The organism is Vibrio sp. 10N.286.46.A8 (assembly GCF_041470165.1).
Lineage (GTDB): Bacteria > Pseudomonadota > Gammaproteobacteria > Enterobacterales > Vibrionaceae > Vibrio > Vibrio tasmaniensis_A.
Window position 1 is genome coordinate 1 of the sequence record NZ_JBFRLX010000112.1, and the last position, 10069, is coordinate 10069.

General features: G+C 44.1%; 12 protein-coding genes. 6 read left to right on the plus strand and 6 right to left on the minus strand.

Going from position 1 to position 10069, the window contains the following annotated elements:
• Positions 1-535: SDR family oxidoreductase (locus AB4232_RS12070; RefSeq protein WP_372087190.1), on the plus strand; the 535-nt coding region annotated here is incomplete at its 5' end.
• A 93-nt stretch (positions 536-628) separates the two neighbouring features.
• On the plus strand, positions 629-1255 hold the full coding sequence (catB, locus tag AB4232_RS12075; protein ID WP_372087191.1) for a type B chloramphenicol O-acetyltransferase: 627 nt from the start codon (positions 629-631) through the stop codon (positions 1253-1255).
• A gap of 80 nt (positions 1256-1335) precedes the next feature.
• On the opposite strand, the gene AB4232_RS12080 is transcribed toward catB, so the two are convergent.
• Positions 1336-1701 carry a cytochrome c gene (locus tag AB4232_RS12080; RefSeq protein WP_102258491.1) on the minus strand — a complete coding sequence of 122 codons (366 nt, stop codon included), beginning with the start codon at positions 1699-1701 and terminating at the stop codon, positions 1336-1338.
• A 220-nt stretch (positions 1702-1921) separates the two neighbouring features.
• Here AB4232_RS12080 and AB4232_RS12085 point away from each other — a divergent pair, with 220 nt between their 5' ends.
• From AB4232_RS12085 to AB4232_RS12095, 3 genes are read left to right on the plus strand one after another with little or no spacing between them, the layout of a single operon-like run.
• Complete coding sequence (locus AB4232_RS12085; protein WP_029223861.1) at positions 1922-2173, plus strand: Rho-binding antiterminator; 252 nt, start codon at positions 1922-1924, stop codon at positions 2171-2173.
• 8 nt (positions 2174-2181) lie between these two features.
• On the plus strand, positions 2182-2415 hold the full coding sequence (locus tag AB4232_RS12090) for a hypothetical protein (protein WP_004733848.1): 234 nt from the start codon (positions 2182-2184) through the stop codon (positions 2413-2415).
• A 48-nt stretch (positions 2416-2463) separates the two neighbouring features.
• Positions 2464-2913, plus strand: a complete 450-nt coding sequence (locus AB4232_RS12095; protein ID WP_009846810.1) for a GyrI-like domain-containing protein — start codon at positions 2464-2466, stop codon at positions 2911-2913.
• Positions 2914-3063: 150 nt separating this feature from the next.
• On the opposite strand, the gene gltS is transcribed toward AB4232_RS12095, so the two are convergent.
• The 3 genes from gltS to AB4232_RS12110 form a co-directional block, all read right to left on the minus strand.
• Complete coding sequence (gene gltS, locus AB4232_RS12100) at positions 3064-4287, minus strand: sodium/glutamate symporter (protein ID WP_372087192.1); 1224 nt, start codon at positions 4285-4287, stop codon at positions 3064-3066.
• A gap of 200 nt (positions 4288-4487) precedes the next feature.
• Positions 4488-4676 carry a hypothetical protein gene (locus tag AB4232_RS12105; RefSeq protein ID WP_372087193.1) on the minus strand — a complete coding sequence of 63 codons (189 nt, stop codon included), beginning with the start codon at positions 4674-4676 and terminating at the stop codon, positions 4488-4490.
• A gap of 205 nt (positions 4677-4881) precedes the next feature.
• Positions 4882-5541 (minus strand): glutathione S-transferase, encoded by a 660-nt coding sequence (locus tag AB4232_RS12110; RefSeq protein WP_372087194.1) that lies wholly within the window; start codon positions 5539-5541, stop codon positions 4882-4884.
• A 104-nt stretch (positions 5542-5645) separates the two neighbouring features.
• On the opposite strand from AB4232_RS12110, the gene AB4232_RS12115 reads away from it, so the two are divergent.
• Positions 5646-7901 (plus strand): peptidase U32 family protein, encoded by a 2256-nt coding sequence (locus AB4232_RS12115; RefSeq protein WP_017104327.1) that lies wholly within the window; start codon positions 5646-5648, stop codon positions 7899-7901.
• A gap of 115 nt (positions 7902-8016) precedes the next feature.
• Here AB4232_RS12115 and AB4232_RS12120 read toward each other — a convergent pair whose 3' ends face one another.
• Together AB4232_RS12120 and AB4232_RS12125 are read right to left on the minus strand one after the other, a co-directional pair.
• Entirely contained in the window at positions 8017-8481 is a 465-nt protein-coding gene (locus tag AB4232_RS12120) for a thioesterase family protein (RefSeq protein WP_009846805.1), read from the minus strand.
• A gap of 220 nt (positions 8482-8701) precedes the next feature.
• On the minus strand, positions 8702-10069 hold a 1368-nt coding region (locus AB4232_RS12125; RefSeq protein ID WP_372087195.1), incomplete at its 5' end, for an ATP-binding cassette domain-containing protein.

The window sequence follows — 10069 nt, forward strand, 5'->3', positions numbered from 1 at the left end:
CGTGAAGTCCTTATTCGAGATTGCTCGTAACAAGCTAGGTCCAGTGACTCACTTGGTCAATAATGCCGGGATTTTGTTTACTCAGTCACCTTTGGTTGACATCGAATTGGATCGCTTTGAAAAGGTGATGAAATCGAACGTATCAAGCTGCTTCCTTTGCAGTAAAGCCTTTATCAAACAAGCTGACGGTGCGGGTTCGATTGTGAATGTATCGTCTGCGGCTTCGCGAACGGGCGCACCGTTTGAGTACGTGGATTACGCAGCATCGAAAGGTGCGATGGATTCACTCACTAAAGGCTTATCGCTTGAATTGGCTTCACGTAATATCCGAGTGAATGGCGTAAGGCCAGGTTGTATTTATACTGAGATGCACGCAGATGGCGGAGAGCCTGATCGCGTAGACAGACTCGCTTCGCAGCTACCGTTACAACGAGGCGGCACACCAGAAGAGGTGGCTAACTCTATCGCATGGTTATTATCAGACGAAGCTTCGTATGTAACCGGTTCGTTTATTGATATTGCAGGCGGTCGTTAGGGCACGTTGGCATTTACACTAAGATAAACCTGTTAAAACCATAAACACGCAACAAAAGTACCTAATTAAAAGAACGAAACTAAGAGTACAAACATGAAAAACTATTTTGAGAGCCCGTTTGTCGGAAAGTCACTGAAAGAACAAGTGACCAACCCCAACATCATCGTGGGCGAACATAGCTACTATTCAGGTTATTACCACAATCACAGCTTTGATGATTGTGCGCGTTATCTGCTGCCTGATAGAACAGACATCGACAAGTTGATCATCGGCAGTTATTGCTCGATTGGTTCAGGTGCCGTATTTATGATGGCGGGAAACCAAGGCCACCAAAATCAGTGGGTCAGCACTTTCCCGTTTTTCTATCAAGACGACGAGAAGTTTGAAGGTGCGATCGACGGCTTTGAACGCTCTGGCGATACCGTGATTGGTAATGATGTGTGGATCGGTACAGAAGCGATGATCATGAGTGGTGTTAAGGTTGGTGACGGGGCGATTATCGCGAGTAGAGCGGTTGTGACCAAAGATGTAGCGCCATACTCGATTGTCGGTTCAAACCCTGCACGTCATATCCGTTATCGATTCGATGACACTGAGATTGCTCAGTTGTTAGAAATGAAATGGTGGGAGTGGAGCGAAGAACAGATCAAAGGCGCAATGTCGTTGATGTGTTCTTCAGATATCGATGGGCTTTATCATTATTGGAAAGCTCTCAAGTAATCGCTGTCCCCCGATATAGCCACGCGTGACAATGTAGCCCCACATGGTGTTTATACAAGAATGCTCAAACAAGTGAAAATTTACTGAATTGAATCTATATATGACAAGACATCTAACGCGTCTTGCTTTGTGATAACACCTTGCCATGCTGGCATACCTTGTTCTACGTTACCTTCTAAAATGTCATCCGCCAAAGAACTTGGACTGGTAAAAAAGCCGCCTAGTTTATTAGCGATATTGGCGGGCTTGTGTGGCAATGAAGCGGCAGTGGGGCCATCACCGTGTCCTTTGTCGCCATGACACACCCGACAAAGCTGCGTGTATTTGGCTTTGCCATTGGCAAAGTGCCTCGCATCGATTTCTGAGGCGGCACTTGCATTAAACGTCATCATTGAAGCGACTAAGCCTAAAAAAGCTAACACGTGTAAATGGTTCATGGTTTTCATTGTTTTGTTCTCGATTATTATTTAACAATGAAAGAATAAGCAGGCGTGAGTAGAAGAAACGTGAATGGGTTAAGCTGGATTAAGCTAAGTTTAGAAGTAGGTTTAGAAGCAAGTTTAGTTTCGGACGAACATCAATGTGATTTGGGTAAATGATTGATTATATGCATATTGCATAGTATGGCGTGTCGCATTAGCGTGGTGGATGAATTGGAGGGGTATTATGATTAGTTGCAACGATTACGATTATATTGAGATTGTGTGTATGCACCGATACCCAATCAAATTAACGCTGAAGTCTGGCGAGCAGATTGAATGTGTCGGATTAGATACTCAACGCAATGATAGCCGTGAAGAGTGCATTAAGGTCAGTATTCAAGGTGTAGAACAACTTGTCGTACTCACTGATCTTTCCACACTAGAAGTCTGTGTCAACAATCCTCATTTTCAGCAAATTTCATTCAAAACGTCATAGGCTTTCAAATGAATAACACCATAGAACAATGCTATTGCACCGCGTGCAGAGAAGACACACAACACGTTGTTGTGTTGGTCAGAAAGACCAGTGCGTTTGCAGACAAACCTAACCAAAAGCGAAGCGAGTTTTGGGCAGGCATGATAAAAGGTTGGTTCCTTGGCCCGTTTATCGCGTCAATGGATGAGTTTTCTCGTCATCTTGTCTGTGAAAAGTGTGGCCACAAAGAGATACAAGATTAGTTAAGATTTTACATAGTTAAAACGTCGATTGGCTTAGGAATAAAACGAATGAAAGTAGAAACGATTGAAGCCGTAAAGGCGTACGGGTTTTCAGTAAGAACCACTAATACCGATGAGATTGATCCAACAAAAGCAAAGATAGGTCAATTATGGCAAGGTTTTTTCGATCAAGCTTTTCCTAAGCTGACACCAGATTCAAAAGTGTATGGTGTCTACACCAATTACCAATCGGATTTTACTGGTGAGTTTGATGTTATTGCATGTACCAATGCACTTACCGATAACAATTTAGATGACCTAGTCGAAACCGAAATTGAAGCAGGTAAATATCTGACGTTTTCTGCTGAAGGTGAACTTCCTCAAGCGGTCATCGATTTATGGGGCGAAGTGTGGGCGTACTTCAACGCAGCAGATTGCCCACATGTTCGAACTTACACGACAGACTTTGAATTTTACAAAGGCGAAACTGAAGTCGAGATTTCGATAGCGATTCAATAAGCTTTGGGTAGTCGTTAGTGATAGTCAAATTGAGTCATTAGTAAAAGAGTCGCTCTGTATGAGCGGCTCTTTTTATTGGGGTATACCGCCTAAATAAATTGCGGTACACCGCTTTAACAAATTGTGGTGTACCGTCTTAACAAAGGTCAGCTACATCATTCTCATGAAGTAAGGAATAATCAGTGCGTTCGCTAAATCAATGAAGAACGCGCATACCAATGGCACGATGATGAAGGCTTGTGCTGAATGCCCATATTTCTGACTTACTGCCGACATGTTTGCCATGGCTGTAGGTGTTGAACCTAACGAAATCCCTCCAAACCCAGCACATACAACGGCTGCATCATAGGTCTTACCCATTGATGGGAACACGATGAAGATATTGATTATCACGGCTAGTAGCAGCTGCATTGCCAATATCGCGAAGATAGGACCCGCCAAATCAATGAGCGTCCAAAGTTGCATGCTCATTAGTGACATCGCCAAAAATGTACCCAAGGATATTTCAGCAATTAAGTCGATAGCAGGCGAGCGTGTTGGCCATTTAGTGCCTGATATTCTTGGGTATGACTCTGGCATTACGTTGGTGATCACGATACCTGCAAATAAACACGATACGAACAGTGGAAGCTGTAACCCGGTTTGACTGATCAATTCATTAAGCAACGCGCCGACAATGACACAAATATGAATCGCTAACACGGCGTCTAAAAATTGAAATGATGTAAGAGCTTGGTGTTGTTTTTTTGCATTTGAATCGATTGAGTTTGATTGCCCGTCAGCAGGTTTGAGGTTGTGACGTTTGATGAGAAACTTCGCAATAGGCCCCCCCATCAGGCTGGCTAAAATCAGCCCGAATGTTGCACTGGCGATACCTATTTCCATCGCGCTTTCTAGGCCGAACTCTTCTGCAACCTTGGGTGCCCAAGCAATCGCGGTACCATGCCCGCCAATCAGTGAAATACTTCCGCTGAGTAGGCCAAAGACAGGCTCTAGGCCAAACATTGATGCGACAGAAATACCGACGATGTTCTGCATAATCATGAAGAAGATAGTGATTGCTAGCAAAATCACCAAGGGCTTTCCGCCTTTAAACAGGTCTTTCAAACTTGAGTTAATACCAATCGTGGTAAAGAAGTAGACCAATAATACATCGCGGGCAAACAGATCAAACTGCACTTCGATTGAGGTCGTCGCGTAAAGCGCCGCGAACAGGAGTGATGCCAAAATCCCGCCAGAGACAGGTTCAGGAATACTAAACTCTTTCAAAAAACCGATGACCTGGTTAAGCCTTCGACCGATAAATAGAACCACGATCCCCATGGTCACTGCAAAGAATGACCCGAGATGTAAGATGTTGTTTTCAAATTCCATAGTGATCCTTGTAAAGGTGAAGTTATGACGTAACTTTAGTTGCCAAATTGCGCTTTAATAAGCAACTAGATTAGCATTATTTGTTGCGTTCAAATGATAAGAAGTTTCGGAATTCCGGATCGGCAACAAGTTGTTTGTTACCTTCTTCAATCAATAGATCGACGTTTTCTTTGTCTATCATAAAGTCCGTCGGAATTTGATTAGTAAATAACGTTTGTTGGAATGTAGGCTTGATTCTGCTGCTCAGCAGATGGGCTTGTGTTGGTTGCTTTGTTTTTCGCGCTGCAGCCTGAAAGGGCAAGCGAGAAGGCCACTAACAGTGAAACTTTCGCGAACCCTTTAAAATCGGGGCTAGGTGTGTTGAATGTGTTTATTTTGTTTTTTGGCATAGCGCATTTCAAACTAACGTTGTGATTGAGTGAAAGGCGATTTTCGTTGATATCTAATATGCCATCAATAGCATCGCTTGTGATTCAGTGTCACGATTTTCATAACAATAGAGAGCTGTCTATGCTTATTTAGAACTGTTTACAGTCATCTTCGGTAATCTTCAGCAATATGGAGTTATCTCCAGCAATTCATGGAGACTTAATTCTACCCAAAAAAACAATCTTGCTTGGTTTCATTCCACAAAGGGTATTGCTTCATGACTTGGGTGTAGAGCTTACTTTCAAGGTGCGCTCTTAACCAACGTCCAACGTTCTGATATTCAGATTGCACAAACCACTTCTTCTCGACTCTTACGAACTGGCTAACAAACGGCATCACGGCAAAATCGGCTAAGCTTGGGGTTTCTCCAAAAAAGTAGGGCTGATCGGTGAGTAGCGCTTCTAACTGACGAATGAACGCTTCGCAGGCTTGTCGACGTTGTTCACTATCGATGTTTCGGTAACGCACTGAAGCGCGGTATTTCTCTAAGTGACCAATGAATTCTTCATCGTTGGTTTTGATGAGTTGTTGGACTTGCTCGCTAAGTATTGGATTGCTTAAGCGCAGAAGATCTTGAGGATCGTTTTGTTGAAGCGCCCAGTTCATCACATCTAAGCTCTGTTCGATGATTTGACCATCAGGCAATACCAATACTGGAACAGTGCCTTTTGGCGAACTTGCCAATAGTTCGCTAGGCTTATCTTTGGTAATAATTTCTCGAAGTAACACTTTCTGCTGTGATAGTGCGATGCCCATCCTTCCTCGCATAGCGTAAGGGCAGCGTCTTAAAGAATAAAGGATAGGTAAATCGAATTCGTTTGGCATTATTGAGGTCATTTAGTTTGGAAAGTGTTGTTAGGTGGTAAAGAGATCGTGTTGTAGGTAGAATACGCGCCTTAAAAATTATAAGTAAGTGAGCGACTTCAAAAATGAGCAGAAAGATTGAGTTATTAGCCCCAGGTGGCGATGTCGAGGCGATTAAAGCCGCTATCGTGGCCGGTGCCAATGCGGTTTATTGTGGTTTAGACACCTTCAACGCTCGTAACAGAGCCTCTAACCTTTCGTTAGATGAGTTGAATGGTGTGATTCGCCTTGCTCATGAATATGGTTGTGAAGTGTTTCTGACTCTTAACGTTGTGCTGCTGGAGCATGAAATTAAGACTATCACTAAATTGCTGAACCAACTGGTGAACACCAAACTAGACGGCATCATCGTTCAAGATCTTGGTTTGTTTGATTTGGTGAAAAAGCATTTCCCATCGTTAGATGTTCACGCATCGACTCAGTTAACGACGCACAACGAAGGCCAGATTAAGTTCTTGTCTAAGATTGGCGCGACGCGCGTTAACTTGTCTCGTGAATTGAACCTACCAGAAATCAAAATGCTGACGGAAGTGGCACACGATCACGATGTATTGACTGAAGTGTTCGTACACGGTGCTTTGTGTATCGCATTCTCTGGTCAATGTTACTCAAGCTCAGTAAGTGTGGGTAACTCAGGTAACCGTGGGCGTTGTAGCCAAGCGTGTCGTGATGAATACGAAATCACCAACGCAGGCAACAAGTTCCCACTGAACTTGAAAGATAACTCCGCTTACTACGACCTACCTGAACTGGTTGACGCGAAAGTTGACTCGTTGAAAGTAGAAGGCCGTATTAAGGGCGCACACTACGTATACACTGTGGTAGACACGTGGCGTAAACAGATTGATAGCTTTGTAGAAAGTGGTTTGTTGATCGAAGACGATTCGAACCTACACAAAGTATTCAACCGTGATTTCACCAACTCTTTCCTTAAGGGCAACCTAACGAAAGACATGTTCATCGATAACCCTCGCGACAACAGCATGAACTACGCCGTTGATAAAGCGACGAAAGAGAACAATGAAATCTCTGTTGTGCAAATTCAAGAAGTAACTAGCGATCTTTACGAAGCTAAGAATGCGCTAGGTAGTGAAATGCGCGACAAGATCGAGTTCCTTGATATTCGTAAAACACCGGTGTCATTGTCGTTTAGCGCTAAGGTGGGTCAACCATTTACGGTGACAGTTAACACACCAAAAGAAAACTTTACGGTTCAATCTCAATCGTTATTGGCAACAGCTAAAGAGACTGCGATTACTCAGGCGTTACTTGAAAAGCGTTTCAAGTCAGTGAAGAGTGCTGTTCATACGCTTGAAAACTGTAACTACGACAACTTAGATGAAGGTCTGATTCTTCCTTTGAAAGAAGTGTCGGTCTTGAAAGACGAAATCGATTTCATCTTAAACGGCTCTGTAAAAGTGATTAAGCACGTTGAAGTGCCAGCACTGCCTCAGCAACCGAAGGTGAACGAGAAGCCAACCATGTCGATGCTTATCGCTGATGTGGAAGACTTGCACCTGTGTGACGTAACTGACGCGGATGTTTACTTCAAACTGCCTGAAAGCTTCAAGAAGCGTTGTAACAAGTACATCGATATCTTGGCAGCAAACCCACGTTTGATTCCTTGGTTCCCTGCAGTATTGATCGGCAAAGATTACGACGAAGCAGTTCGTATCCTTGAAGAGATCAAGCCAGCTCGCATCGTGACCAACAACACGGGTATTGCTTACAAAGCTTACGAGATGGGAATTGAGTGGGTTGCCGGCCCGTTCATGAACACCACCAACTCTCACGCATTGGTTACGCTGAAAGAAGAGCTAAACTGTGCTGGTGCTTTCATTTCGAACGAGATCAACAAAGGTCAGATTCGTCATATTCGCCGTCCAGAGAACTTCAAACTGTTCTACAGCATCTACCACCCAATTTTGATGATGACCAGCCGTCAGTGTTTCTTCCAAAGAACGGTAGGTTGTAACAAGCCAAGCATTGAAGCCGGTTGTATGCTGAAGTGTGAGAAAGCGACCACGATAACCAACGTGAAAGGTATCTCTTTCGCGGTTGATAAGCAGAAGGGCGGCTACCCAAGCATTTACAACCACGAGCAGTTCTTAAACCATGACGCTGTAACGGATTTCTCTGGTCTGTTCGACGAGTTCTTCATCGACCTAACCAACATCGGTGCGGGTTCGAAAGAAGTACAAGACAAAGTAGAGCTTATCAAACACTTCCAAGGTTTGATTGACGGCGTTGATGGTTCACAACAGAACCTAGAGCAGATGGTTGAAGTTCGAACTAACGCTCAATACGTGCAAGGTCTATAGGTCTATAGGTCTATAGCCAAAAGCTTCAAAGTCCAGAAGATCAAAAAAAAGCCACTCAATCGAGTGGCTTTTTAATGTCTGAAATTTTCTGAGTCTTTTTCAATTAGCGAATAGGTTATTCCGTCACAGCTTCCTGTTTGAAGCATGGGCTCTTTAACGTGTTCATCTTCTCGATTTCATTGGTTAAACGCAGTGAAAGCAGCGCTTTTTGGTTTGAAGCAAAATCGAACATAACGATGGTCGCAGTGCCGATTGTCGTCAGCTTCTGTTGAGCCTTACTGACGATCGCGTATTCCATGGTGAAGCGGTCGTCTTGAATGTCTGTAACACGCGAACCGATCATCAGCGTGTCTGGATACGTGACTGGTCTGAAATATTTACAATAAGTGTCGCCAAGAACAGGGCCAACTTTGGTAATCGCCATCTCTTCCATCAGCTCGACATGTTTGAAAAAATCTAAGCGAGCAGTTTCGAAATAACGAAAATATACGGCGTTGTTAACGTGATTAAGCGCGTCCATTTCTCCCCAAGCGACAGGGATTTCTGTTACTACCGGGTAGTCAGATAATAGTGCTTCCATGCGAACTCTCTTATTGTTATCTGTGTAGTTAGTGTTATCTGGGTAATTAACGTTATCTGCTTATCCTTCATCGGGATAAGTTGTTATTGGAATAAAAACCCTACCGTTAAATTAACAAAACTGCAACACGTGTGATTTAAGTTTTTGAAGCTTGAAACCACACAATGTCAGGGACTTAGTCTTTCATTACTTAATGACTTGAACGCATTTGCTCCATAACTCAGCGATTAAGGTGTTTGAATTGCAGTTCAACTAAGCGTTGGTACAATTCGCAGCTATTGATGAGAGACTGGTGGTCGCCGATGTCTACTAGCTGCCCTTTATCTAGCACCGCAATCTGGTCGGCGTGTTTAATTGTTGATAATCGATGGGCGATAATGATCGTAGTTCTGCCACGCATTAACTCTTCTAAAGCTTGTTGAACGTGATGCTCACTTTCACTGTCTAGCGCACTGGTTGCTTCATCCAATAAGAGAATATTCGGATCTTTTAGGATGGCACGTGCGATTGCGATACGCTGACGCTGACCGCCAGACAATCTCACGCCACGTTCACCAAGAAAGCTGTGATAGCCTTTAGGTAAGTTCTGAATGAACTCGTGCGCGTGCGCTTTCTTGGCCGCCTCGATAACTTGCTCGTCTCTTGCTTCTGGGTTTCCGTATCGGATGTTATGGAATACATCGTTACTGAACAGAGCAGGTTGCTGCGGTACAAGCGCCATCTGCTTTCTTAATTCATTCGGATCAAACTGATTCAGTTCAACACCGCCTAACGTTACTTTGCCTATTTGTGGGTCGTAGAAACGTTGCAGCAGTTCAAATAGGGTGGTTTTACCTGCGCCAGACGGACCAACCAATGCCAACACTTTACCTTCATGGGCCGTTAGCGTGAGGTTGCTTGTTGCGGGCTGGTCGGGTCTTGATGGGTAACAGAAGGTCACATCAACAAAAGCGACTTCTGGCGTTACGTTAGCAAGCGAGGTTGGGTTCGTAACTGGCGCAACAATATGGCTTTCAACTTGTAGAATTTCAATTAATCGTTCTGTCGCACCTGCCGCACGTTGCAATTCACCCATCACTTCAGAAATCGTACCTAATGACGAAGCGACCATAATGGCATAGAAGACAAACGCCGCTAAGTCACCCGCAGACATAGTGCCGTTGATGACATCGCTGCCGCCAACCCAAAGCATGCCTGCAATCGCACTGAACACGATAACAATCACACCAGAGATAAGAATCGCGCGTTGTTTTACACGTTGGCGACCAATCACATAAGCCTTTTCTACTTCAATTGCGAATGACGCTTTCTCTTGTGCTTCTCGGCTATAACTTTGCACCGTTTTAATATGCTCAATCGCTTCGCCAGCATAAGAACCCACGTCAGACATCGAATCTTGGCTTTGGCGAGATAGGGCTCTCACTCGTCGACCGTATACCAAAATCGGAATCAGGATAAACGGCACCGAGGCCAATACAATCAACGTCAGCTTAATATTGGTCGCAAACAGCATGATGATTGCGCCAATACACATTAATGCGCTGCGCATCGCCATAGAAAACGACGAACCAATAATGCTTTGAAGCAG

Coding starts and splice junctions, on each gene's coding strand:
- AB4232_RS12080 (WP_102258491.1), bottom strand. CDS start 1,701: ATGAAAACCATGAACCATTTACACGTGTTAGCTTTTTTAGGCTTAGTC.
- gltS (WP_372087192.1), bottom strand. CDS start 4,287: ATGGAATTTGAAAACAACATCTTACATCTCGGGTCATTCTTTGCAGTG.
- AB4232_RS12095 (WP_009846810.1), top strand. CDS start 2,464: ATGAAAGTAGAAACGATTGAAGCCGTAAAGGCGTACGGGTTTTCAGTA.
- AB4232_RS12105 (WP_372087193.1), bottom strand. CDS start 4,676: ATGCCAAAAAACAAAATAAACACATTCAACACACCTAGCCCCGATTTT.
- AB4232_RS12110 (WP_372087194.1), bottom strand. CDS start 5,541: ATGCCAAACGAATTCGATTTACCTATCCTTTATTCTTTAAGACGCTGC.
- AB4232_RS12115 (WP_017104327.1), top strand. CDS start 5,646: ATGAGCAGAAAGATTGAGTTATTAGCCCCAGGTGGCGATGTCGAGGCG.
- AB4232_RS12085 (WP_029223861.1), top strand. CDS start 1,922: ATGATTAGTTGCAACGATTACGATTATATTGAGATTGTGTGTATGCAC.
- AB4232_RS12120 (WP_009846805.1), bottom strand. CDS start 8,481: ATGGAAGCACTATTATCTGACTACCCGGTAGTAACAGAAATCCCTGTC.
- catB (WP_372087191.1), top strand. CDS start 629: ATGAAAAACTATTTTGAGAGCCCGTTTGTCGGAAAGTCACTGAAAGAA.
- AB4232_RS12090 (WP_004733848.1), top strand. CDS start 2,182: ATGAATAACACCATAGAACAATGCTATTGCACCGCGTGCAGAGAAGAC.